The 21,475-nt window shown below is 59.3% G+C and carries 29 protein-coding genes and 1 pseudogene; 10 read left to right on the forward strand and 20 right to left on the reverse strand.

Translation table 11 applies throughout. The annotated features are described in order from the left end of the window. Positions 1-218 precede the first annotated feature (218 nt). The 7 genes from HU730_RS06620 (at position 219) to tsaA (ending at position 5,113) form a co-directional block, all read left to right on the forward strand. Positions 219-542 carry a type II toxin-antitoxin system RelE/ParE family toxin gene (locus tag HU730_RS06620; protein WP_034126497.1) on the forward strand — a complete coding sequence of 108 codons (324 nt, stop codon included), beginning with the start codon at positions 219-221 and terminating at the stop codon, positions 540-542. After that, on the forward strand, positions 539-874 hold the full coding sequence (locus HU730_RS06625; protein ID WP_034126496.1) for an addiction module antidote protein: 336 nt from the start codon (positions 539-541) through the stop codon (positions 872-874). The genes HU730_RS06620 and HU730_RS06625 overlap by 4 nt, the downstream gene beginning before the upstream one ends. 193 nt (positions 875-1,067) lie before the next feature. Then, on the forward strand, positions 1,068-2,396 hold the full coding sequence (rimO, locus tag HU730_RS06630; protein WP_169855583.1) for a 30S ribosomal protein S12 methylthiotransferase RimO: 1,329 nt from the start codon (positions 1,068-1,070) through the stop codon (positions 2,394-2,396). A 99-nt stretch (positions 2,397-2,495) separates the two neighbouring features. Continuing rightward, on the forward strand, positions 2,496-2,966 hold the full coding sequence (locus tag HU730_RS06635) for a GNAT family N-acetyltransferase (RefSeq protein ID WP_186526501.1): 471 nt from the start codon (positions 2,496-2,498) through the stop codon (positions 2,964-2,966). 207 nt (positions 2,967-3,173) lie between these two features. Next, positions 3,174-3,884, forward strand: a complete 711-nt coding sequence (locus HU730_RS06640) for an rRNA pseudouridine synthase (protein ID WP_014717183.1) — start codon at positions 3,174-3,176, stop codon at positions 3,882-3,884. A 68-nt stretch (positions 3,885-3,952) separates the two neighbouring features. Beyond that, positions 3,953-4,414 (forward strand): DUF1456 family protein, encoded by a 462-nt coding sequence (locus HU730_RS06645; protein ID WP_005785469.1) that lies wholly within the window; start codon positions 3,953-3,955, stop codon positions 4,412-4,414. Positions 4,415-4,417: 3 nt separating this feature from the next. After that, positions 4,418-5,113, forward strand: a complete 696-nt coding sequence (gene tsaA / locus HU730_RS06650; RefSeq protein WP_186526500.1) for a tRNA (N6-threonylcarbamoyladenosine(37)-N6)-methyltransferase TrmO — start codon at positions 4,418-4,420, stop codon at positions 5,111-5,113. 57 nt (positions 5,114-5,170) lie between these two features. Here the strand turns inward: tsaA and HU730_RS26605 are convergent. Both HU730_RS26605 and fpr read right to left on the reverse strand, forming a co-directional pair. After that, positions 5,171-5,269: pseudogene (locus tag HU730_RS26605) on the reverse strand (outer membrane lipoprotein carrier protein LolA); the annotation flags it as partial. Between the two features lie 25 nt (positions 5,270-5,294). Continuing rightward, positions 5,295-6,074, reverse strand: coding sequence for a ferredoxin-NADP reductase (gene fpr / locus HU730_RS06655; RefSeq protein ID WP_003189055.1), 780 nt, complete (start codon positions 6,072-6,074; stop codon positions 5,295-5,297). A 125-nt stretch (positions 6,075-6,199) separates the two neighbouring features. Here fpr and HU730_RS06660 point away from each other — a divergent pair, with 125 nt between their 5' ends. After that, entirely contained in the window at positions 6,200-7,126 is a 927-nt protein-coding gene (locus HU730_RS06660) for a LysR family transcriptional regulator (RefSeq protein ID WP_003189054.1), read from the forward strand. 3 nt (positions 7,127-7,129) lie between these two features. On the opposite strand, the gene HU730_RS06665 is transcribed toward HU730_RS06660, so the two are convergent. From HU730_RS06665 to HU730_RS06675, 3 genes are all read right to left on the reverse strand, one after another. Then, complete coding sequence (locus tag HU730_RS06665; protein ID WP_003189051.1) at positions 7,130-7,492, reverse strand: diacylglycerol kinase; 363 nt, start codon at positions 7,490-7,492, stop codon at positions 7,130-7,132. Between the two features lie 75 nt (positions 7,493-7,567). After that, positions 7,568-8,218 carry a response regulator transcription factor ErdR gene (erdR, locus tag HU730_RS06670; RefSeq protein ID WP_003189050.1) on the reverse strand — a complete coding sequence of 217 codons (651 nt, stop codon included), beginning with the start codon at positions 8,216-8,218 and terminating at the stop codon, positions 7,568-7,570. A gap of 251 nt (positions 8,219-8,469) precedes the next feature. Beyond that, entirely contained in the window at positions 8,470-9,189 is a 720-nt protein-coding gene (locus tag HU730_RS06675) for a tRNA-uridine aminocarboxypropyltransferase (protein ID WP_054917802.1), read from the reverse strand. Positions 9,190-9,367: 178 nt separating this feature from the next. On the opposite strand from HU730_RS06675, the gene HU730_RS06680 reads away from it, so the two are divergent. After that, a complete protein-coding gene (locus tag HU730_RS06680) occupies positions 9,368-9,802 on the forward strand; it encodes a PA3611 family quorum-sensing-regulated virulence factor (protein WP_034126491.1) in 435 nt (144 codons plus the stop codon). Positions 9,803-10,096: 294 nt separating this feature from the next. Further along, positions 10,097-11,209 (forward strand): TIGR00730 family Rossman fold protein, encoded by a 1,113-nt coding sequence (locus HU730_RS06685; protein WP_186526499.1) that lies wholly within the window; start codon positions 10,097-10,099, stop codon positions 11,207-11,209. A gap of 58 nt (positions 11,210-11,267) precedes the next feature. On the opposite strand, the gene recX is transcribed toward HU730_RS06685, so the two are convergent. The 15 genes from recX to HU730_RS06755 form a co-directional block, all read right to left on the reverse strand. Then, on the reverse strand, positions 11,268-11,735 hold the full coding sequence (gene recX / locus HU730_RS06690; RefSeq protein WP_186526498.1) for a recombination regulator RecX: 468 nt from the start codon (positions 11,733-11,735) through the stop codon (positions 11,268-11,270). Positions 11,736-11,743: 8 nt separating this feature from the next. After that, positions 11,744-12,802: a recombinase RecA gene (gene recA, locus HU730_RS06695; protein ID WP_014717176.1), complete on the reverse strand. Its 1,059-nt coding sequence runs from the start codon at positions 12,800-12,802 to the stop codon at positions 11,744-11,746. 83 nt (positions 12,803-12,885) lie between these two features. Continuing rightward, positions 12,886-13,386, reverse strand: coding sequence for a CinA family protein (locus tag HU730_RS06700; RefSeq protein WP_186526497.1), 501 nt, complete (start codon positions 13,384-13,386; stop codon positions 12,886-12,888). Positions 13,387-13,467: 81 nt separating this feature from the next. Then, the gene (locus HU730_RS06705) at positions 13,468-13,962 is read right to left on the reverse strand and encodes a lysis system i-spanin subunit Rz (protein WP_034126487.1); all 495 of its coding nucleotides are present in this window, start codon (positions 13,960-13,962) and stop codon (positions 13,468-13,470) included. Then, entirely contained in the window at positions 13,950-14,507 is a 558-nt protein-coding gene (locus HU730_RS06710) for a glycoside hydrolase family 19 protein (protein WP_034126486.1), read from the reverse strand. Before HU730_RS06710 ends, HU730_RS06705 begins: the two co-directional genes overlap by 13 nt. A gap of 22 nt (positions 14,508-14,529) precedes the next feature. Then, positions 14,530-15,531: a contractile injection system protein, VgrG/Pvc8 family gene (locus HU730_RS06715; RefSeq protein WP_186526496.1), complete on the reverse strand. Its 1,002-nt coding sequence runs from the start codon at positions 15,529-15,531 to the stop codon at positions 14,530-14,532. 9 nt (positions 15,532-15,540) lie between these two features. After that, entirely contained in the window at positions 15,541-15,753 is a 213-nt protein-coding gene (locus HU730_RS06720; protein WP_014717172.1) for a tail protein X, read from the reverse strand. After that, positions 15,746-16,129, reverse strand: a complete 384-nt coding sequence (locus tag HU730_RS06725; RefSeq protein WP_186526495.1) for a phage tail protein — start codon at positions 16,127-16,129, stop codon at positions 15,746-15,748. Before HU730_RS06725 ends, HU730_RS06720 begins: the two co-directional genes overlap by 8 nt. Further along, positions 16,129-18,351: a phage tail tape measure protein gene (locus tag HU730_RS06730; RefSeq protein ID WP_186526494.1), complete on the reverse strand. Its 2,223-nt coding sequence runs from the start codon at positions 18,349-18,351 to the stop codon at positions 16,129-16,131. Before HU730_RS06730 ends, HU730_RS06725 begins: the two co-directional genes overlap by 1 nt. A gap of 6 nt (positions 18,352-18,357) precedes the next feature. Further along, positions 18,358-18,483, reverse strand: a complete 126-nt coding sequence (locus HU730_RS26610) for a hypothetical protein (protein WP_014717169.1) — start codon at positions 18,481-18,483, stop codon at positions 18,358-18,360. Further along, positions 18,480-19,052, reverse strand: coding sequence for a phage tail assembly protein (locus HU730_RS06735; protein ID WP_014717168.1), 573 nt, complete (start codon positions 19,050-19,052; stop codon positions 18,480-18,482). Before HU730_RS06735 ends, HU730_RS26610 begins: the two co-directional genes overlap by 4 nt. 180 nt (positions 19,053-19,232) lie before the next feature. Beyond that, on the reverse strand, positions 19,233-19,739 hold the full coding sequence (locus HU730_RS06740; RefSeq protein WP_054897092.1) for a phage major tail tube protein: 507 nt from the start codon (positions 19,737-19,739) through the stop codon (positions 19,233-19,235). After that, a complete protein-coding gene (locus HU730_RS06745; protein ID WP_073453121.1) occupies positions 19,739-20,905 on the reverse strand; it encodes a phage tail protein in 1,167 nt (388 codons plus the stop codon). The genes HU730_RS06740 and HU730_RS06745 overlap by 1 nt, the downstream gene beginning before the upstream one ends. A gap of 2 nt (positions 20,906-20,907) precedes the next feature. Beyond that, on the reverse strand, positions 20,908-21,081 hold the full coding sequence (locus tag HU730_RS06750; protein WP_003189022.1) for a hypothetical protein: 174 nt from the start codon (positions 21,079-21,081) through the stop codon (positions 20,908-20,910). A gap of 89 nt (positions 21,082-21,170) precedes the next feature. Continuing rightward, entirely contained in the window at positions 21,171-21,473 is a 303-nt protein-coding gene (locus HU730_RS06755; protein ID WP_170949840.1) for a hypothetical protein, read from the reverse strand. Positions 21,474-21,475 lie beyond the last annotated feature (2 nt).

Raw genomic sequence — 21,475 nt, forward strand, 5'->3', positions numbered from 1 at the left:
GTCATAGCGGGCACAGCAGCACTTTGGCGCCTTTTTGCCTGCATTGATCACATTTACGGCCAACCGTATATTCCTGGCCCGGCTCAGTCGTGCTGCGTGGGTGGTGTGAGCAGGAGCGCCTTGGCCGGATTACCTGATCAGTCATTCGTGCATTCGCATGGCGCGCAGTCGATATAAAAACTCAACTATCGGACTGTCTCTTTTAAGGTACACTCCTCATGTACGAAGTGAAACACGTACTGTCAATCAACGGCGTGGATATCTACCAGGCTTGGCTGGATACAGTGCAGGACACGCGTTCGAAAGCAAGAATCACCACCAGAGTGGATCGGGCGTCCCTTGGTCACTTTGGCGTTACCGAGCCAGTGGGTGATGGGGTCTTTGAGATGAAGCTCGACTTCGGCCCAGGGTTTCGCGTGTATTACGCAGTCCAGGATCGAAAAATCATTTTCCTATTGGGCGGTGGTTCGAAGGCCAGACAGCAGAACGATATCGATCAGGCCAAGGCTCTCTGGAAATCTTACAAGGTGCAGCAAAAATGACCATTCGTACCCGCCCGCACGAAGATAGCGTTCTGGAAATGCTTCGCAACGACGAAGCATTCGCCCTCGAATATTTATCTGTCGCGCTTGAGGAAATAGATGAAGCCGGTGGCGAGGACGCTTTCCTTGTCGCTATCCGTCGAGTGGCGGAAGCTCGTGGTGGGATGCTCAGCTTGTCGCAGAACACAGGACTCAATCGAGCAAACCTCTACAGGTCCATCGGCGTCGGCGGTGATCCTAAGCTCTCCACTTTGCTTAAAGTCCTCCAGGCGTTAGGTGTGGGCATGTCTAAAGTGGTATCGCACCGAACAGAACAAGACGTCCAGGCTTAAGCGCGCGCCAGTAGCTATGGGGATTACCCGGCGCAGCACTCGTCGCATTTCCCTGCATAAAGCTGGTCAAGTGCGCTGCCCGCCGATAGAATTGCGCACTTTTTGATCAGAGGCGCACCAAGCGCCCATCCGTTGCCTTGTCGTGCGCGACCGGCAGCGTCATTCAATACCGAGGTTAGACATGTCCACCACCATCGCAAAAGCCAACCCCAAGGTTGGCTTTGTTTCCCTGGGTTGCCCGAAGGCGCTTGTCGACTCCGAGCGCATCCTCACGCAATTGCGTATGGAAGGCTACGACGTCGTGTCCACTTACCAGGACGCCGATGTGGTGGTGGTCAACACCTGTGGCTTCATCGACTCGGCCAAGGCCGAATCCCTGGAAGTGATCGGCGAAGCCATCAAGGAAAACGGCAAGGTCATCGTGACCGGCTGCATGGGGGTGGAAGAAGGCAATATCCGTAACGTGCACCCGAGTGTGCTGGCGGTGACCGGCCCGCAGCAGTACGAGCAAGTGGTCAACGCTGTGCACGAGGTGGTGCCGCCACGCCAGGATCACAATCCGCTGATCGACCTGGTGCCGCCTCAAGGCATCAAGCTGACCCCGCGTCACTACGCATATCTGAAGATTTCCGAAGGCTGCAACCACAGCTGCAGCTTCTGCATCATCCCGTCGATGCGCGGCAAACTGGTAAGCCGCCCGGTGGGTGATGTGCTCGACGAGGCCCAGCGCCTGGTCAAGTCTGGCGTCAAGGAGCTGCTGGTGATCTCCCAGGACACCAGCGCCTACGGCGTCGATGTGAAATACCGCACCGGTTTCTGGAACGGCGCGCCGGTGAAAACCCGCATGACCGAGCTGTGCGAAGCCCTCAGCAGCCTGGGCGTGTGGGTGCGCCTGCACTATGTTTACCCTTACCCGCACGTGGACGAGTTGATCCCGTTGATGGCCGCCGGCAAGATCCTGCCGTACCTGGACATCCCGTTCCAGCACGCCAGCCCGAAAGTGCTCAAGGCGATGAAACGCCCGGCGTTCGAAGACAAGACCCTGGCACGCATCAAGAACTGGCGCGAGATCTGCCCGGAGCTGATCATCCGCTCCACCTTCATCGTCGGTTTCCCCGGCGAGACCGAGGAAGACTTCCAGTACCTGTTGGACTGGCTGACCGAAGCGCAGCTGGACCGCGTCGGTTGCTTCCAGTACTCGCCGGTGGAAGGTGCACCGGCCAACCTGCTGGACTTGGCCGTGGTACCGGACGACGTCAAGCAAGACCGTTGGGAGCGCTTCATGGCGCACCAGCAGGCCATCAGCTCGGCACGCCTGCAACTGCGCATCGGCAAGGAAATCGAAGTGCTGATCGATGAAGTCGACGAGCAAGGCGCGGTGGGTCGTTGCTTCTTCGACGCCCCTGAAATTGACGGTAACGTGTTTATCGACGATGCCAGCGGCCTGAAGCCGGGTGACAAAGTCTGGTGCACCGTGACCGACGCCGACGAGTACGACTTGTGGGCTGAAAAGCGCGACTGATCGCACGGTGATAAAAAGCCTCGCCTCTGAGAAGATGCGGGGCTTTTTTAGGTCTATCGTATTGTCCATCAACCCCGAATACAGCAAGGGACAGCGGGTATGCGTCAGCATTCGGTGATTCACACACCTAAAACCAGCGATTACACGCGCCTGGTGCAGATCTGGGAGAACTCGGTACGCGCCACCCACGACTTCCTCCCGGACAGCTATATCGACATGTTGAAAAACCTGGTGCTGACCCGGTACCTCGATGCGGTCATGCTGATCTGCACCAAGGACTCATGCCAACGCATCACCGGGTTCGCCGGAGTGTCGGCGGGCAAGGTGGAAATGCTGTTTATCGACCCGCACCACCGTGGCCAGGGACTGGGCCGGCAATTGCTGGGTTACGCGATCGAACACATGAATGCCGATGAACTGGACGTCAACGAACAGAACCCCCAGGCCCTGGGTTTTTACCTCAAGCAAGGCTTCGAGGTAATCGGGCGCACAGAACATGATGGGCTTGGGCAGCCTTATCCATTGCTGCACCTGCGTCTACACCAGCAGCAACGGGCCCGTAATGTCTGAACTGTGGGAGCTGGCTTGCCTGCGAAGGCGTCGGGTCAGTCTACCCATCCGGTGCTGGTATACCGCCATCGCAGGCAAGCCAGCTCCCACATTTGACCCGTGTTGTGTCAGTTAAGTAATTGTTATGGCCCATGTGCTGAAATGGGGCCGGGATTAACCGGCGCCAGGCAGGTACAATAGTGGCCCCCTTTTGTTACGGCCCTTGTCATGACTGACCCCATACGCCTCTCCAAACGCCTTATCGAACTGGTCGGTTGCTCCCGTCGGGAGGCTGAGTTGTTTATCGAAGGCGGCTGGGTCTCGGTGGACGGCGAAGTGATCGACGAGCCGCAGTTCAAGGTCACTGACGAGAAGGTCGAGCTGGACCCGGAAGCTAAAGCCACCGCGCCAGAGCCGGTGACCATCCTGATGCACGCCCCCGCAGGCATGGATGCTGAAACCGCCATGGCCTCGATCAGCGCCGAAACCCTTTCTGAAGAGCACCGCTTCGGCAAGCGCCCGCTCAAGGGGCACTTTCTGCGCCTGAGCGCCAGCGCCGACCTGCAAGCCAAGGCCAGTGGCCTGCTAGTGTTCACCCAAGACTGGAAGATTCTGCGCAAGTTGACCGCCGATGCCGCCAAGATCGAGCAGGAATACGTGGTGGAAGTCGAAGGCGACATGGTTGCCCACGGCCTTAACCGCTTGAACCACGGCCTGACCTACAAAGGCAAAGAGCTGCCTGCCGTCAAAGCCAGCTGGCAGAACGAGAACCGCCTGCGCTTTGCGATGAAAAATCCGCAACCCGGCGTGATCGCGCTGTTCTGCGAAGCCGTTGGCCTGAAAGTCATCGCCATCCGCCGCATCCGCATCGGCGGCGTGTCCATCGGCAAGGTGCCAGTGGGCCAATGGCGTTACCTGTCCGGCAAAGAAAAGTTTTAAGCCGTTCCCTTTTCCCGACACCGCCTGATTCCGGCGGTGTCATCAGTTGAATACCAGGATTGCCCACCATGATTCACAACGACGTACTGCGCAGCGTGCGCTACATGCTCGACATCAGCGACAACAAGATGGTCGAGATCATCAAGCTCGGCGGCATGGACGTGACCAAGGAAGACCTACTGACCTACCTCAAGAAAGATGAGGAAGAAGGCTTCGTGTTCTGCCCGGATGAAGTCATGGCTCACTTCCTCGATGGCTTGGTGATTTTCAAGCGCGGCAAGGACGAAAGCCGCCCGCCGCAACCGATCGAAACCCCGGTGACCAACAACATCATTCTGAAAAAGCTGCGCGTGGCCTTCGAACTGAAGGAAGACGACATGCATGCAATCCTCAAGGCGGCGGAGTTCCCGGTGTCCAAGCCAGAGCTGAGCGCGCTGTTTCGCAAGTTTGGTCATACCAACTACCGCACCTGTGGCGATCAGTTGCTGCGTAACTTCCTCAAGGGCCTGACCTTGCGGGTCCGTGCCTAAGCCATGAGTTACCAGATCTCGCCCGTCGGCTTCGTACGCTCCTGTTTCAAGGAGAAGTTCGCCATCCCGCGCCAACCGCAACTGGCACCGGCTGCCCGTGGCGTGCTGGAGCTGGTAGCGCCGTTCGACCAGGGTGAGGCGGTGCAGGGGCTGGAGCAGGTCAGCCATGTGTGGCTGCTGTTTCTGTTTCATCAGGCCCTGGAAGACAAGCCACGCCTGAAAGTGCGCCCGCCACGCCTGGGCGGCAATACGTCCATGGGCGTGTTTGCCACCCGCGCAACCCATCGCCCCAATGGCATCGGCCAGTCGGTGGTGAAGCTGGACAAGGTGGAACGGGGGCGCCTGTGGATTTCCGGCATAGATTTGCTCGATGGCACGCCGGTGTTGGATATCAAGCCGTATGTGCCTTATGCCGATATCGTGGATGCGGCCACCAACGACATCGCCAGCGATGCGCCCGCGCTGATCGGCGTGCAATGGCTCAAGGCTGCACTGCAACAGGCGCAAGGCCATGCACAGCGCCTTGGTGAACCGTTGGTGGAGTTGATTGAACAGTGTCTGGCACAGGACCCGCGGCCTGCGTATCAGGTTCCGACGTCGGAACGCGAATACGGTGTGCGGTTCTGGGATGTGGATGTGCGCTGGCACTACCCGGAGCCGGGGATGATTTGTGTGCTGGAAGTGGTTTCGGCGCAGTAAATCGCAGAAACGCAAAAGCCCGCGCTGCCTTCACAGGCAACGCGGGCTTTTCTTTGCAACGCATTCGACTGTAGGAACGAGCTTGCTCGCGAAAAACGAGCAGGCACCGCGTTCAGTCAAGATGCCAGCGTTATCGTTGGCGTTCTTCGCGAGCAAGCTCGCTCCTACAAGTGACCCGAAGTCACTTCTCGACGAACGCACGCTCGATCAGGTAGTCACCCGGCTCACGCATCCGTGGCGAAACCTTGAGGCCGAAGCTGTTCAACACTTCGCTGGTCTCATCCAACATACTTGGGCTGCCACACAGCATGGCGCGGTCGTCTTCGGGGTTGATCGGCGGCAGGCCGATGTCGCTGAACAGCTTGCCGCTGCGCATCAGGTCGGTCAGGCGGCCTTCGTTTTCGAACGGCTCGCGGGTCACGGTCGGGTAGTAGATCAACTTGTCACGCAGGGCCTCACCGAAGAACTCGTTCTGCGGCAGGTGCTCGGTGATGAATTCGCGGTAGGCGACTTCGTTGACGTAGCGCACGCCGTGGCACAGGATGACTTTTTCGAAGCGCTCGTAGGTCTCAGGGTCCTGGATCACACTCATGAACGGGGCGAGGCCAGTACCGGTGCTGAGCAGGTACAGGTGTTTGCCCGGCTTCAAATCGTCAAGCACCAGGGTGCCCGTCGGTTTTTTGCTGATGATGATCTCGTCGCCTTCCTTCAAATGCTGCAATTGGGAAGTCAGCGGGCCATCGGGCACCTTGATGCTGAAGAACTCCAGATGCTCTTCCCAGTTCGGGCTGGCAATGGAGTAAGCGCGCATGAGCGGGCGGCCGTTGGGCTGTTGCAGGCCGATCATCACGAACTGACCGTTCTCGAAGCGCAGGCCCGGATCGCGGGTGCACTTGAAGCTGAACAGAGTGTCGTTCCAGTGATGAACACTGAGGACACGCTCGTGGTTCATGTTGCTCATGTACGGGGGACTCCTGGAAATGGGTCTGCGCCAAAGGTATGGATGCGCAATTGCACAGCATTCTAATGGCGGCGACAATATCTGTTAACTGGATTATTAAGATAAGGGTTATCGGTTATATCGATATGCGATTTACTCTCCGTCAACTGCAAGTTTTCGTCGCCGTCGCCCAGCAGGAAAGCGTCTCGCGCGCTGCTGGCCTTCTGGCCTTATCTCAATCCGCCGCCAGCACCTCGATTACCGAGCTGGAGCGTCAATCCAGCTGCCAATTATTCGACCGCGCCGGCAAACGCCTGAGCCTCAACGCCCTCGGTCACCAGCTGTTGCCTCAGGCGGTGGCATTGCTGGACCAGGCCAAGGAGATCGAAGACCTGCTCAACGGCAAGTCAGGCTTCGGTTCCCTGGCGGTCGGCGCCACGCTGACCATAGGCAATTACCTGGCGACACTGCTGATTGGCAGCTTTATGCAGCAACACCCCGAGAGCCAGGTAAAGCTGCATGTGCAGAACACTGCCCATATCGTGCATCAGGTTGCCCACTACGAAATTGACCTGGGTCTAATTGAAGGCGACTGCAGCCACCCGGATATCGAGGTGCAGACGTGGGTAGAAGATGAGCTGGTGGTGTTCTGTGCGCCCCAGCATCATTTGGCCAAGCGTGGCGTGGCCACCATGGACGAGTTGACCCACGAAGCGTGGATCCTGCGGGAACAGGGCTCGGGCACGCGACTGACCTTTGATCAGGCAATGCGTCATCACCGCAGCGCGCTGAATATCCGCCTGGAGCTGGAACACACCGAGGCGATCAAACGGGCAGTGGAGTCGGGCTTGGGGATTGGCTGCATTTCGCGGCTGGCGCTGCGCGATGCCTTCCGCCGTGGCAGCCTGGTGCCGGTGGAAACCCCGGACCTGGACCTGGCCCGGCAGTTCTACTTCATCTGGCACAAGCAGAAGTACCAGACCTCGGCGATGCGTGAGTTTCTCGAACTGTGCCGCGCCTTCACCGCTGGGGTGCAGCGCAGCGACGAGATCGTGCTGCCGAGTATCGCTTGATCGTCAGATCAGGATCACGGCCCATACCAGGGTGATCATGGTCAGTGCCACAAATTGCGCGGCGCTGCCCATGTCCTTGGCGTTTTTCGACAGCGGGTGGCGGTCCAGGGAAATACGGTCAATGGCCGCTTCTACCGCTGAGTTGAGCAATTCGACGATCAGCGCCAACAAACACACTGCAATCAGCAGCGCCCGTTCAACCCGGCTGACCTGCAGGAAAAAGCTCAAGGGGATCAGGATGACGTTCAGCAACACCAACTGGCGGAATGCCGCCTCGCCCGTGAAAGCCGCACGCAGGCCATCCAGGGAATAGCCCCCTGCATTGAAGATACGTTTGATACCGGTTTGACCCTTGAAAGGCGACATAGATGTAGGCAACTGAACCAAAGAAGTGGGGAAGCTAGATCACGCAAAGTCAAAAAAGCGTGAAGCGGCTGTAACTTAATGTTGCGAGATGGACTCGAGTTGCTGCAAAAGCAACGCCGCCTGAGTGCGCGTACGCACACCCAACTTACGGAAAATCGCCGTAACGTGGGCCTTGATGGTCGCTTCCGACACACTCAATTCGTAGGCAATCTGCTTGTTCAACAAACCTTCGCAAACCATGGTCAACACCCGGAACTGCTGGGGCGTCAAGCTGGCCAGGCCATCGCGGGCGGCCTTGGCTTCATCGGACACATTGATTTCTTCAAACGCCTGGGGTGGCCAGGACACATCGCCGTCCAACACCGTGCGCACGGCTTTCTGGATATCTTCCATCGCGCTGGACTTGGGAATGAAACCGCTGGCGCCAAACTCCTTGGAGCGCACCACCACGTCGGCTTCTTCCTGGGCCGACACCATCACCACGGGGATCTGCGGGTATTGGCCACGCAGCAGCACCAGCCCGGAAAAACCGTAGGCGCCCGGCATGTTCAGGTCGAGCAACACCAGGTCCCAGTCGGATTTTTCAGTCAGGCGGGCTTCCAGTTCGGCAATGCTGGCTACTTCGACCAAACGTACATCGGGGCCAAGGCCCAGGGTTACGGCCTGATGCAGTGCGCTGCGAAACAGCGGGTGGTCATCGGCAATCAGGATTTCGTATGTGGCCATTGGTTAAATGATCCTGTTTTTTATGGGAGCCCTGATGGGTTCAGGGTTCACCAATACACGAGGCGACGGCCGGACAGCGATCGCCACAGGGCCCGCTCAACGTCAAAAACACATGAAACGACGTCGATAATTCACGGTTGCGCCCAATCGGCGCACAGCATGCCCAGCGTAGCCTGGAGGGTCAAGCACTACGCCCGTGGGGATTTTAGCGGGTTGCGGGCTTACAGTGCCATCATGCAAACGTCGTCTGGTTATCCCGCCGGGATGTAGGGTGCAAGGCGCGTATGCACGGTGTCTGCCGCATCCAGTGGCAGTTGGAACTTGGCAGCCAGGTAATGGGTGCTGAATACATCGAGGTAGGCATCCAGCACTTCGCTGGCGACCAGGTCATCGGCCAGCTCCAGGCACAGCGCCGCCACCTCGGCGGTGCAGAAGTGGTCATCACGCTTGGAGCGCCGTAGCTTGTAACGCGACAGTTGCTCGGGTGCCAGGCTCAGCACCGGTAAATGTTCCAGATAGGGACTTTTGCGAAACATCTTGCGCGCTTCGCTCCAGGTGCCGTCCAGCAGGATGAACAGTGGGCGCTTGCCCTCCTCCACGCGCACTTCACTGACCACCCGTTGCGGCGCCACGAATTCACCGGGAAATACGATGTAGGGTTGCCACTGCGGGTCGGCCAGCAGCCTGAGCAACTCGGGGTCGACTTCGGTACGCGACCAGGCGAATGCGGTGGTGTCGTGTATGACATCGGCGATCAGCCAGCCCGTGTTACTGGGCTTCATCGGTTCTACGTCATGCATCAACAGGCACATGGCGGACTTGGCTTCTACCTGAGGCCGCCAGGCACACAGGCAGTACTCAGGAATGACCCGACAGCCGGGACAGCGCTCAGCACGGGAACCCCGATTGAGAAACGGCCTGACGGCACGCGCCAGACGCTGGGTACGCAAACGGGAGACGGCGTGACTCATCGGGCACGCGGCGAAGAAAAGGAAATCGACACGGAACAAACTCGTGAAAAACAGAAGTCCAGCAGTTTACCAGCGATACGCCTGGCTGTAGTGGCAAGGGCTCACCTATAATTGCGCGCCACTGAACGCACAGCCCAGTGGCTGGTCTATGCACCAGTAACCGAATCAGGAGAGTTTCATGCTGCGTTCCATGCTGCGCCTTGTTGCCCCATCCGTCGCCCTTGCGCTGGTCTTGCCTATGGGCGCCCACGCGGCCTCGCTGCTGGAGGCTCAAATGAACAAGAAGCTGCAAAGCGTCGCGGCCGAAAGCAACAAGGACCTGCCCCGGGAAATCGATGAAAAAACCCTGGAAGTCGCCTACACCGTTGAAGGGATGCAACTGATCGATCACCTCAGCGTGCTGCCTGACCGTGCCGAACAGATGCGCGCCAACCCCAAGGCTGTGTATTTCCAGCTGGGCCGCAGTGTGTGCACCAACCCGGGCTACCGCGAGCTGATGGCCAAGGGCGCAGTGATGCGCTACGAAATTACCGAGAACAAGACCAATCGCCCGGTGGCTTCCGTCAAGTTCGCAGAGGCCGATTGCCCGGCTCCGGCGAAAAAGAAAAAGTAACCTCTGCTTGACCCTCCCGCGCTGCTTCCCAGCGGCGCGCACGCTTCCTCTGCGTTTGCCACCAACGACTAAACTGCGTAATGAACCCCCAATAAGCGGTTGCCAGCCAAGGGTTTTTCGGCCCATGATCAGTTCATCCCAGATGCCCACCCACCACAGTTTTTAATGCTGTTCTGTCATATTTTCAGGACAAAAAAGGCCTGCCCTCCTGCGGCATGCCGCGACACAAGCAGTGTCGTGGCCCAGGCGACGTTCTCGTCGACTACCCAGGCCCTGTAAAGAAGGAGAAATTGAATGCCTTATGAATCGAATGATTTGCTGCTTCGTCATTTTGAAGAAAACGGGACCGACCTCACTCAGCAGGTCGACGCACAAATTCAGTTGATCGCCCCCAACAGCCCGAATATCCCTCTTTATCGAGACATGATCCTCACCGTCCTGCGCATGGCCCAAGACGACCGTGATCGCTGGAACGCCAAGATCACCCTGCGTGCCATCCGTGAACTGGACCATGCCTTTCGGGTGCTCGAACAATTCAAGGGCCGGCGCAAAGTCACGGTATTCGGCTCGGCGCGTACGCCAGTGGAAAGCCCGCTGTATGCGCTGGCCCGAGAAGTGGGGGCGGCGTTGGCACGTTCCGACCTGATGGTCATCACCGGTGGCGGTGGCGGGATCATGGCCGCAGCCCACGAAGGCGCGGGCCTGGAGCACAGCCTGGGGTTCAATATCACCCTGCCCTTTGAACAGCATGCCAACCCAACCATTGATGGCACCGACAACCTGCTGTCATTCCACTTCTTCTTTACCCGTAAGCTGTTCTTCGTCAAAGAAGCCGACGCGCTGGTGTTGTGCCCTGGCGGCTTCGGCACCCTCGACGAGGCATTGGAAGTGCTGACCCTGATCCAGACCGGCAAGAGCCCGCTGGTGCCGGTAGTGCTACTGGATGCGCCGGGCGGTGGATTCTGGCAAGGCGCCCTGGATTTCATCCGCAGCCAGCTGGAAGCCAATCGCTACATCCTGCCCACCGACCTCAAACTGGTCCGCCTGGTCTACAGCGCCGAAGAGGCGGTGGACGAAATCAACCAGTTCTACGCCAACTTCCACTCCACCCGTTGGCTTAAGCGTGAGTTTGTGGTGCGCATGAATCATCCACTGAGTGACCGCGCCCTGGCCCATATGCAGCAAGCGTTTGCCAGCTTGCGGCTCAGTGGCGAGTTCCAGCAACTCGCCTATACGGGCGAAGACTATGACGAACCGAGGTTCAGCCATTTGACGCGTTTGGTGTTCAATTTCAACGGTCGCGACCAGGGGCGATTGCGGGAGTTGGTGGATTACATCAACCTGCCGGAGAACTGGGCACAGGCCCAGGGCAAGGCACAGCAACGGATGACACCAGAAACAGCGTGATTTTTTGCAGGCAAAAAAAAAGGCCCACTATTTTCATAGTGGGCCTTTTGTTTTTTGCTCAGTCGTCCATATCCCGACCGCTCAATAAGCGGCTGATCATGTCCATCGAAAACCCGCGATAACTCAAGAAGCGACCTTGCTTCGCACGCTCCTTGGCATCAATAGGAAGATGCCCAGCAAACTTGCGACGCCAGGTTTCCTCCAACTGCGACTGCCAACTGATACCGCACTCACGTAGCGCAAGGTCAATATCGGCACGTTGCAGTCCGCGCTGGCTTAACTCCTCGCGAATCCGCGCAGGGCCGTAACCGGAACGTGCGCGGTAAGACACAAAGCTTTCAAGGTAACGGGCTTCCGACAACAGCCCTTCTTCCGTCAACCGGTCGAGGACTGTTTCGATCATCTCAGGCTCTGCGCCGCGCTGACGCAACTTACGTGTCAGCTCGACTCGACCATGCTCGCGGCGAGCGAGCAGGTCCATTGCAGTGCGCCGAACGGCGACGAGTGTATCCAGTACAACAGTCATCGTTTGCTTCAGACGTCAGTATCGGCTTCTTCCATTTCATCTACCGGCTCGCGGTTGGCAGCCGCTTTCACGTCCGGCGCTGCGGTCAGCAGCTTGTCGCGGATCTGCTTCTCAAGCGTGGCAGCGATATCCGGATTGTCTGCCAGGAACTTGGCCGAGTTGGCCTTGCCCTGACCGATCTTGCTGCCGTTGTAGGCATACCAGGCACCGGACTTCTCGACGAAACCGTGCAGTACGCCCAGGTCGATCATCTCGCCGTTCAGGTAGATACCCTTGCCGTAGAGAATCTGGAACTCAGCCTGACGGAATGGCGGGGCCACTTTGTTCTTCACGACCTTGACGCGGGTTTCGCTACCGACAACCTCGTCACCTTCCTTCACCGCGCCCGTACGGCGGATATCCAGACGGACCGAAGCGTAGAACTTCAGCGCGTTACCACCGGTGGTGGTTTCCGGGCTGCCGAACATCACGCCGATCTTCATACGGATCTGGTTGATGAAGATCACCAGGCAGTTGGCGTTCTTGATGTTACCGGTGATTTTACGCAGCGCCTGGGACATCAGGCGGGCTTGCAGGCCCACGTGCATGTCGCCCATTTCGCCTTCGATTTCAGCCTTGGGCACCAGGGCCGCCACGGAGTCGACCACGATCACGTCGATGGCGTTGGAGCGCACCAGCATGTCGGTGATTTCCAGGGCTTGCTCGCCGGTGTCCGGCTGGGAAACCAGCAGGTCATCGACGTTGACGCCCAGCTTGCCGGCGTATTCAGGATCCAGGGCGTGCTCGGCGTCGACGAACGCGCAGGTGGCGCCCATCTTTTGCGCCTGGGCAATCACCGACAGGGTCAGGGTGGTTTTACCGGAAGATTCAGGACCGTAGATTTCAACGATACGGCCTTTTGGCAGGCCGCCAATGCCGAGCGCGATGTCCAGACCCAGAGAGCCAGTGGAAATAGCCGGGATCGCCTGACGGTCGTGATCGCCCATACGCATTACGGCACCCTTGCCGAATTGACGTTCGATCTGACCCAGGGCCGCAGCCAAGGCTTTCTTCTTGTTGTCGTCCATTAAAGTCCTCACGTAATCAATAAGGCCTGACGGCCAACACCTGTATAAGTAGACAGTATTGTTCCACAAAGATCCGAGATCGCCTACCCCTGATTGTCTATTTCTACTGCAGCTCGTCGCAACAAGCCCTCCAGCGCGGCTTTTACCGTTTGTCGGCGGACCTCGTCGCGGTTGCCGGGGAAGTGCGCAAGCTCGGCGGTCACCTCTTCGCCCACGGCAAAAGCCAGCCAAACGGTGCCCACCGGCTTGTCCGGCGAACCGCCATCCGGGCCAGCGACACCGCTGACCGCCACGGCAAACCGTGCCAGGCTTTTTTCCTGCGCACCGCGGGCCATCGCCTCCACCACTTCCTGGCTGACGGCCCCGACTTTGGCGAACAGTTTTTCCGGCACATTCAACTGCCGGGTCTTCTGTCGGTTGGAATAAGTGACATAGCCCGCCTCGAACCAGGCCGAACTGCCCGGGATCCGCGTGATGGCTTCGGCAATGCCGCCGCCGGTACAGGACTCGGCAGTGGTGACGTGGGCACTGAGCACCTGCAAACGGCGACCCAGTTCGGCAGCCAGTTGAGTGATTTCCTTCACGGTCGTCTCCAGGAATGGGCGGGGGTTTGTCTACCCTACAGGAGCCCATCGACCTTGCAAGGTACAGAGTGCATCAAGACGCTAATGCGCGACGGCCTGCACGTAGGCCTGGCAAGCACGCAAGGCGATCAGGGCGTTATCGCCGTCGTCGGTGATGCGGATAATTCGCTGAGCATGCGCCGGGTCAAGTCGGGCTCGCGAGGTTGCATGAACCACGCCGCCGGGGCTGGGGGCGGCAGGCACTGTGCAGCCAGTGGTGACGGTGGCGAGAAGGACTGACAGCCGCACATCAGCAGTGGCCAGGCGATCGCGCAGAGCCGCTTGATTACGCAGGGCATCGTTCAATTCCTGAATGTGTTGGTGATCGCTAGTAGAGATTTGCTGTTCAAGGGCCAGGCGTTTGGCCTGTTCAGCCTGTTGTTGCTGAAGAATTGCCTGGCTTTGTTGGCTGAGCGCCTGTGTATGTCGGACCGATTGCAGCTCCAGCTGCGCCCCGTATCGCCACGCCTGCACCTGCCAAACAAGCGCCATGAGCAGGCACACACCGACCAAGCGAAACGCACCTAGGAAACGCATAGCACCGCCTTCGCTCGCACCCACAACCGCAAACGATCGTCCAGACCGTTGAGCCCGCCATTGATACGGCGAGTGATGGTGGTGAACTGGTCTTTGTCGGCGAGCTCATTGAGGCCGTTGCTTTGCCAGAACCAGGCGGCAGATTCGCAGGCCCACTGTGGCTGCTCCAGCAATTTTGGTTGTCGCAGCAGACGATCGTCACCAAACAGAGCTTGGCTACACGCCATGTAATTACGGCGCCCGGTGATCTGGATCAACCCCCTGCCCCGATACATTTGCCCATCACCGTCCGCCTCAGGGGTGTTGCCCAGCCGCGCGGCCAAGCTGCCGGTGTCGTACTTGCTCAGGTATTGATCGCTACCCAATTCGCGCACGTACTGTAACTGGGCAGACTCGTGACCGATTTGGGCGAGGAAGGCGGCGACGCGACGGGCCGTATTGATCTGATGCCCCGCAAAGGCCGCATTTAGAAAGGTTAAAAAAATGCCCGCGCGAAGGCGGGCTCCAGGCATTACACCCAGAAGCTGAGCATGTGTGATTACCATGGGTTTTACTCTAAGGAAGGATCTACACCGACAAACCGCTGGCCTGGACCGTACTCCGATAGCCACCTTTTCGCTCGCCCCTGGATTTCACCGTTTTAATCGACCAGCGCCCTTGCATGAACCCCGGCCACGACTCATCCAGCAGCAACAGGCCTTCAGCAGCCAACGAAGGATTACCCGGGCAAACCACATCGATCTGCAACCCTTCGCGCTCCACCCGCCGCATCTCTCCCTGCGCCGCCGAGCGTGCTTCGTCCTCGCTCTGGTATCGCGGTGTCACCACTTTGAAGGGTGCGATGCCCACCTTGACGACACGCTGTTTTCCGGCTGCCGCGTCCCACCATGACGTTTGCGCACCGTTGTATTTGGCACGGCTGGTTTCGGTGAAGCTGGCGCTGATGAACGCGCGGTCACCTGGACGATTGTCATGGGTAATCGACAACCGTACATCCGGCAATGCCTTGCCCGACAGCGTCTTGATCTGGCCTTTGCGCCCCAGTACATAAAGCTCATCGACAGGCTTGGCCACCGCATCGAAGCGCTTGGCCAAGCGCGTCAGAAAGGCCATGTCGCTTTCATTGGTCTGATCGATGTGCGCGATCGGCTCACCGTCGAGTTCAGGCGCCACACGCGGTGAAAAACCATATCGGGTGGTCAGTTGGCGAAACAGCGCACCCAGGGTTATCGGCCCATGGCTGGCGGTGCGGCGCTGTTTGAATTCGTGCTCGTCGAACGGTGCCGCCGTGGCCACCAGCACCAGTCTCAATGGGAACATCGACGGCGTGCGCTGGGTAATCTTGAACACACCCTTATCCACCAGGCCCGATTCCAGATAGCCAATACGCAGGCCAATTTTGCCGCCCAGATCGGGCAGCCCTTCAAGCCCCTCGATATCGAGGGTCAACTTCAGTTGATCAGATACAAACCCCGCTGCGTCGGTATGCTCCCACTCCAATAGCCGCTCGTTGAATAACGCGGCATTGGCTCCGTATAGCTCCACTACAGGTGTAAATCCGAGTGCCATGATGGCTCCTTAATCCCAGGCGGAAACCGGCCGGCTCGCAACTGGTTGCGCGTCCAATTCGGGCACCAGCACGCTGACGCCCGCCGGCAGTACCGCGCCCTGTTCGGCCAACTCCGGGTTCAAGCGCCACAACGCTTCTTCTGCGGCATCATCACTGCGCCCCAGCTCACGGTAGAGCAACAGGTTCACCGAGTCGCCGGCAATACTTCGAACCCTACGCATTGACGAACTCCTCCAGTAACAATGTCCAATTGATCACCATGGCCGTCCCGTCGTCGATCACGCTGGCTTGTTTTTCACTGATCGACCGGATGGTCCATAGCCCCCAGTTACGCCCTAACCCGTCCACCAAAGGCAACGGCGCACGCAGGGCCTGCAGGGTGCGCAACTCATCCAGGCGCGCCATGCCATTGGCACGCGCAGCCTTGCCGCCCAATGCCAGGGTTTCGAGCCCCTGGCCGACCTGGCTGGATTTAGGTTTGCCGGCAATGATGTCGAGACTGACCCAGCCCCCGCTGCTACCACGATCAAGCGTGTCGTAGGCGAACCCACGGGACAGCCCGAAAATAAAAGTACCCAAGACCATCTGTTGTCGCATCACACAGCTCCATCGGTGAGTGCTGCGCCGCGTCGGGTCGCCAGCAGGTTGTCCATCGACAGCGGGGTAAATTGCGCTTCGATCTGTTGCACCACGAGCGCCGCCAGTTGTTGATGGCTGGCTTGCTCAGGCGCGGTGATGGTGATTTGCGGGGCGAAGTTGATTTGGCGGTTGTCGGCTTGAGGGGCGTTGAGGTTTTTGCTGACCTCTGTGGGGGATGGCAGGCGATCGCCCGCCCCCATCACTTTTTCAGCCAGCCACGCACCGACGTCACTGCCCACGAAAGTGCCCACGGCACCACCGACTACCTTACCGATTGCGCCCCCGGCGACGCCGCCCATCACACCGCCCAACACTGTGCCGGCACCCGGAACGACCGAACCGATAACGGCTCCCGCCAGCGTGCCGACCGCTCGGCCTATCGCCATCCCAGCCACATCACCGACGACACCGCCGGCAACACCGCCGCCGATAGAGCCCACGCTAGTGCCAACCGCTTGACCCAGGTTTCCGGTCATCGCGCCTTTCGTCATCTCGACACCGGCCTGGGCCACCACCAAACCCAGGGGGACCCCTTTGGCCAGCTTGCTCACCTTCGCCGCTTTGCCAGAGATGCCAGGGCCGGAAGCAGACGGGCGATTACCGCTGTGCTCGTCATTGCTCGGGGCTTTGCGCTGGCTGTCCGGCGGTGTGGTTTTATTCCCTGCTGCCGGCCCCTCTCCGAGCACTTTCCCTGCGACCTTTTCGAAAATCTTGTCCTTCACGGCACCGAAAACACCAGAAACCACCGGGATCAGCACCGCCCCCGCCAGGGCGACGGCAGCGGCAGCCTTGGGCAGGCCTTCCGCGAGCCAAGCCACGCCACTGACCAGGCCGTTCATTACGGTCAGCGAGGCATCCACAACGGGGGCCAGCGCTGTATCAGAGGCGGTGCTCAAGCGTGTGGTACTGGCCTCGTAGGCTTGCCGACGCGCGTAAGTAGAGTCCGCACGAACCGCGGCGGAACGCAGCACCGAACCTTGGTCGCCCAGCGTCGAAGTGGCGTAGGTGGATTTTTCTGCGACCAGCGAAAAGGCCTGTTTCACGTTGTCGATCACCGGTACCAGGCTCAGAATCGTCTGGTTGCCGTCGAACAACTGCGTCGCCAGCACCGCCTGCCTTTCGGCAGGTTGCGACTTGAGCGCCTCCAGCACCGTAAGCACGGCCTGTGGGGCGTCCTGTTTCATGCCCGCCGCGAGTACTTTTGGATCAAGCTTGAGCTCTGCCCAGGCACTGCGTTGCCCTGCAGAGGCGTTGTCGCCTTTAGCCAGGACGGTGCTGATTTTTTCCAGCCCGGCACCAGCAACAGCCTTGTTGTTACCTGCGCTCAACAACGCCGCCGAAAGCGCTGCAGCCTGTTCGGGACTCATGCCCGCAGCCTTCGCGGCAGCGCCCTGGAGTTGCACAACAGCGCCGATATCCGCCGATTCGGCCTTGAGCGATACCTGGGTGCCCAGCACGTTTGTTGCGTCGGCAAGGTCCAAGGCTTGTGCGCGATCAAGGTGCATTGACTCGCGCCAGCCGCCCATGATTTCGCCGGCATTTTTGACGTCGATCTTGAACGCCGTCGCCAGGATCGCAGCGTCGCGAGCGAACTGCTGCAGGTCTGCCCGGCGCCCAACGGGGTCGATATTGCCGGAAGCGTCCTTGCGATCACTGCCGATACCGGAACGGGCGGCGGCATACTCGACCTTCGCGAGGTCGACGGCACTGGCACCACTGGCAGCCACCACCGGCTCGGACGCCATGGCAAGGTTGGCTTCACGCAATGCCTTGCGCTCATGCCGGGCAAACATCAACAGTTGATCAATATCGGTCATCGCGGCGTCCAGCGCCTGCGAGGGTGTGCGCTTGTCTGTAGCCGCGACGGTCTTCGTACCCTCTGCGTTCCCGGCAGTTTGAGCTTGCCGGGCGTCCATCACCTTGAGCAACGAGACGTTGAACAGCTCCAGCGTATCGACCAACCGTACCTGCCCGTCCGCCAGATGCTTGATCTGCAAGCTGGCATCGGCCAATGCCAGGGCCAAACTCGCCGCACTCCCCGGGGCCACCTCAAGCGGGCTCGGCAGCGCTTGGGTGATAGGTTTGAGACTGGCCTGCATTCCTGTCATCTGAAGGGCGCCCTGAGTCATCACGCCGTCCTTGGCAATGGCTGACCCTGCTCCATGATTACTATCTGCCATTGCGCTCTACTCCTGTTTGACGCCAAGACGACTGATTGCGATGTCGTAGCGGCGCAATGCTTTGCCGGCTTCCCAATCGAGGATTTCCGCTTCGTTCACCGAGTAAACCAGCGGCACTACATCGAGAATCACTTCGATGTCGCGCTCCGAAAGAAGTCCGCCGGTTTGTTTAAAAAATCGTCGATGCGCTCCTGCAGCTCGGTCCAGTCGGGCACGGTCAGGCCGGCAAGATCGGGAATCATCAGGCCGGTACAATGGGCGGTGATGAACTCGGCACGCTCTTTGTTAGTGGCTAGCTTTTTCATCACCTTGGTAGCGCGCAGGGCGGGCATTTCCAGGGGCAGTTCCGACAGGTTTCGGCCGGCGGCTTCCAGGGGTAATAGCAGGTGGACAGGCTGGTCGTGGGTCGTCACGTCCTGTTCTTTCAGGAAGAACGAGGCCGGCCGTGTCGACATTTCGTGTACGTACTGCGCAATGCTCACGTAGTCCGGGCGCTTGAGTTGGTCGAGCTCTTTTTCCGACAGGCCGGTGGCGAGTTTCGCCAGTTCGAAGAACTGGTCGTCCTCGTCATCACCGGCCCGGGCCAGCGCGTCTTTCTGCGCGGCGTAGAACAACGGCTTGAGTTGAACCTGCTCGATCATTGCACCGGTGTCGGCGGTGATCGGGGACAGCAGGATGTGCAACGGTGGCATCCAGGCCATGGGGAATTCCTTGTTGAGCGGTGTTGAAAAGTGCAAAAAATCTAAACCTGAGCACGGCCCCTGCGGGAGCTGGCTTGCCTGCGATGGCATCCACTCGATGCTCCAGAGATACCGAGTCGCCTGCATCGCAGGCAAGCCAGCTCCCACCTTGACCGTGCTCGCTTCAGATTGCGCCGGCCCTTAAGGCATCAGCACGGCGCGGCGCGCATCGCCAAGGATGTCGACGCCGTTGAGCACGAACTTCTGGGTGCGCACATCGATATCGATCACCGAAATGCCATTTTCCAGACGGTTGTAGGTACGGCAGGACAGCTCCAGCGTGGTGGTGGCCTTGTCGCCCATTTTCAGCTTCGCCTCCTCCAGGGATTTGAGCTTGCCGCCCACGGTGTGGTAGGTGAAGTAGGTCTTGCCGTCCTGGTCTTGGCCGGCTTCACGCACGTTCAGCAAGATGTCGTCGCCAGTGCGCACGCCCAGGGCCAGCATGATTTCCGGGCCGGCACCTTGCAGCACCAGCTTGGCGTTGAGCACCTTGCCGCTCTTGGCCATTTCCTCGGCAATAAAGCGCCCGCCGGACATGGGCTCCATGTCGAACTCGATCTTCGGCGGGGTGAACTCTTCTACGGTTGCGGACAACGGCAGGCCTTGAAGGGTGGCCGCAATGGCCTGTCTGACTCGGTTGGTAAACATTAGAGAACGTCCTCCAGGAACTGCTCGATGATTTCATCGCGGGCGTTGAGTTGATAAACCATGTGTTCGTTCGGCGCGTAGCGGCCGTAGTCGATGACGATGAACCAGGTGCCGTTCTTGTACTTCTCGACGCTGTTCAGTTCCGGGTGCAGGTACACGCTGCCGCCGGGGATGGTTTCGTCGGCCACCAGGGTTTGCAGCCAGTCGTTGATGCGCTTGACCTCCTGGTCCATGAAGGACTTGGTGAGGTTCTTGGCCATGGCTTTCTGGCCGGCCTTGACCAGCTTGCGGCTGATGGCATCTTCCAGGCCGACGTAGCTGATGAACTTGCCGGTGATGGAGCGGTTGCCCAACAGCGAGAAGCCGCCGAGGATGGTGCGGGCGTAGTAGCTCACGCCGTAGCGGTTGAGCAAGTCGCCTTCGGTGGAGGTGTCGAGGATGTTGTACTCGACCACGCGGGAAACGTCCTCGGCGAACGTCACCTGGTTACCTGGACTTTCCCACTGCTTGACCTTGGCCAATGCGGCAATGGCCAGCGAGGATGGCGACAGGAACACGTTTTTCTTCGCGGCCTTGGAGTACACCGACGGCATGTTGTGCACCAGCAGGCAACGGTCGAAGCCGAGGTCGGCCCCGCCCAGTTCGCCGCTGTAGGTCACTTGGTCGGCAACGGACGCGTCCTTGCCATCCAGCACCACACGGGCCTTGATGCGCTTGCCGAAGGAGGCGAACTCACCGGCCACGGCCTTGGTGCTGGTAAAGCCTGGAGCGCCGATGATGGTCAGGTCTTCAGGGACGCTGCTCAGGGCCGCCAGGCCCAGTTTGCGACCGGTGACCGGGTCGTTGCCGCCGATCACGTTGTTGATCGTGTCGGCCGGGGTGGCGCCTTCTTCGACGATGACCACATAGACCGGCACCTTGACCACTTTGAGGATCTGGTACACCGCCTGGAACAAGGTGCCCGACTCAGTGCCGGTAGGGTCCAGGAGCGCCTGGGCGGTGAAGCTGTTGATGCGAAACGGGGCGTTTTTCGGGATTGACGCATGGGCATTCGGCGCAGTGCCAACTAGGCCAATGACGTTATCGCCAAGGCCACCCATGGCCTCGGGGGATTCAGTGGCATTCACAGTGATGCCGTTGTGCTCGAAGTTCAGGACTTCTGCCATGGTTATTCAGCCTTCTTCGGGGTGGAGTTGAGGACGCTGGTCAGTTCCAGACGGCCAGCGGTGCGCAGGGCGGATGCTTCGACGTCGAGCAGTTCCAGCTCCTCACCGGCGGTAGACCAATGGCCGTTGCCGATGGGGAATGGGATGAGGACGGTGTAGGTTTGGCGGGTGGGCATGGGTGGAAATCTCCGGGTGGGAAATGCAAAAAGCCCCTGCGGGGAGGGGCTTTTGGGGAGGCGAAAAAAACCGCTTTCGCGGAGGTGGGTCAGGTGCGATCAGGCAAGGGGTAGAGCGCCTTGATCTCGGCGACTTTGTCACGCCAGACCTTTTCTTTTTCAGGGGTTTCGTCGTATTGCCATTCTAAAAATAGCGGGTCGGCCTGGGTGGCGTACAAAGTACGGCGCGCAGTAATAACTGCCTCCTGCTTTTCAGCGTTTTCAGCCTCCTTGCACAACTCATTGGCCCGAGATTCACTGAATCCGAGAGAAACCAACGTAGGGCGGTCTGCGGGAACGTTGATGAGCGTTTCACCCGAATCAAGTAACAGCTTTCTAATAGAACGGCCCATGG

The sequence above is a fragment of the Pseudomonas sp. SWRI22 genome (assembly GCF_014268395.2).
Classification (GTDB): Bacteria; Pseudomonadota; Gammaproteobacteria; order Pseudomonadales; family Pseudomonadaceae; genus Aquipseudomonas; species Aquipseudomonas paracarnis.

What these genes read in the sequence shown, in the direction of transcription:
- HU730_RS06710 (WP_034126486.1), bottom strand. Translation starts at nt 14,507, where the DNA reads ATGGTAATCACACATGCTCAGCTTCTGGGTGTAATGCCTGGAGCCCGC.
- recX (WP_186526498.1), bottom strand. Translation starts at nt 11,735, where the DNA reads ATGACTGTTGTACTGGATACACTCGTCGCCGTTCGGCGCACTGCAATG.
- HU730_RS06705 (WP_034126487.1), bottom strand. Translation starts at nt 13,962, where the DNA reads ATGCGTTTCCTAGGTGCGTTTCGCTTGGTCGGTGTGTGCCTGCTCATG.
- HU730_RS06685 (WP_186526499.1), top strand. Translation starts at nt 10,097, where the DNA reads ATGCCTTATGAATCGAATGATTTGCTGCTTCGTCATTTTGAAGAAAAC.
- HU730_RS06680 (WP_034126491.1), top strand. Translation starts at nt 9,368, where the DNA reads ATGCTGCGTTCCATGCTGCGCCTTGTTGCCCCATCCGTCGCCCTTGCG.
- HU730_RS06755 (WP_170949840.1), bottom strand. Translation starts at nt 21,473, where the DNA reads ATGGGCCGTTCTATTAGAAAGCTGTTACTTGATTCGGGTGAAACGCTC.
- HU730_RS06675 (WP_054917802.1), bottom strand. Translation starts at nt 9,189, where the DNA reads ATGAGTCACGCCGTCTCCCGTTTGCGTACCCAGCGTCTGGCGCGTGCC.
- HU730_RS06640 (WP_014717183.1), top strand. Translation starts at nt 3,174, where the DNA reads ATGACTGACCCCATACGCCTCTCCAAACGCCTTATCGAACTGGTCGGT.
- HU730_RS06635 (WP_186526501.1), top strand. Translation starts at nt 2,496, where the DNA reads ATGCGTCAGCATTCGGTGATTCACACACCTAAAACCAGCGATTACACG.
- fpr (WP_003189055.1), bottom strand. Translation starts at nt 6,074, where the DNA reads ATGAGCAACATGAACCACGAGCGTGTCCTCAGTGTTCATCACTGGAAC.
- HU730_RS06730 (WP_186526494.1), bottom strand. Translation starts at nt 18,351, where the DNA reads ATGGCAGATAGTAATCATGGAGCAGGGTCAGCCATTGCCAAGGACGGC.
- HU730_RS06720 (WP_014717172.1), bottom strand. Translation starts at nt 15,753, where the DNA reads ATGCGTAGGGTTCGAAGTATTGCCGGCGACTCGGTGAACCTGTTGCTC.
- HU730_RS06625 (WP_034126496.1), top strand. Translation starts at nt 539, where the DNA reads ATGACCATTCGTACCCGCCCGCACGAAGATAGCGTTCTGGAAATGCTT.
- HU730_RS06725 (WP_186526495.1), bottom strand. Translation starts at nt 16,129, where the DNA reads ATGCGACAACAGATGGTCTTGGGTACTTTTATTTTCGGGCTGTCCCGT.
- HU730_RS06750 (WP_003189022.1), bottom strand. Translation starts at nt 21,081, where the DNA reads ATGCCCACCCGCCAAACCTACACCGTCCTCATCCCATTCCCCATCGGC.
- HU730_RS06665 (WP_003189051.1), bottom strand. Translation starts at nt 7,492, where the DNA reads ATGTCGCCTTTCAAGGGTCAAACCGGTATCAAACGTATCTTCAATGCA.
- HU730_RS06735 (WP_014717168.1), bottom strand. Translation starts at nt 19,052, where the DNA reads ATGGCCTGGATGCCACCGTTGCACATCCTGCTGTCCCCGATCACCGCC.
- erdR (WP_003189050.1), bottom strand. Translation starts at nt 8,218, where the DNA reads ATGGCCACATACGAAATCCTGATTGCCGATGACCACCCGCTGTTTCGC.
- HU730_RS06645 (WP_005785469.1), top strand. Translation starts at nt 3,953, where the DNA reads ATGATTCACAACGACGTACTGCGCAGCGTGCGCTACATGCTCGACATC.
- HU730_RS06660 (WP_003189054.1), top strand. Translation starts at nt 6,200, where the DNA reads ATGCGATTTACTCTCCGTCAACTGCAAGTTTTCGTCGCCGTCGCCCAG.
- tsaA (WP_186526500.1), top strand. Translation starts at nt 4,418, where the DNA reads ATGAGTTACCAGATCTCGCCCGTCGGCTTCGTACGCTCCTGTTTCAAG.
- recA (WP_014717176.1), bottom strand. Translation starts at nt 12,802, where the DNA reads ATGGACGACAACAAGAAGAAAGCCTTGGCTGCGGCCCTGGGTCAGATC.
- HU730_RS06620 (WP_034126497.1), top strand. Translation starts at nt 219, where the DNA reads ATGTACGAAGTGAAACACGTACTGTCAATCAACGGCGTGGATATCTAC.
- HU730_RS06745 (WP_073453121.1), bottom strand. Translation starts at nt 20,905, where the DNA reads ATGGCAGAAGTCCTGAACTTCGAGCACAACGGCATCACTGTGAATGCC.
- HU730_RS06715 (WP_186526496.1), bottom strand. Translation starts at nt 15,531, where the DNA reads ATGGCACTCGGATTTACACCTGTAGTGGAGCTATACGGAGCCAATGCC.
- HU730_RS06740 (WP_054897092.1), bottom strand. Translation starts at nt 19,739, where the DNA reads ATGTTTACCAACCGAGTCAGACAGGCCATTGCGGCCACCCTTCAAGGC.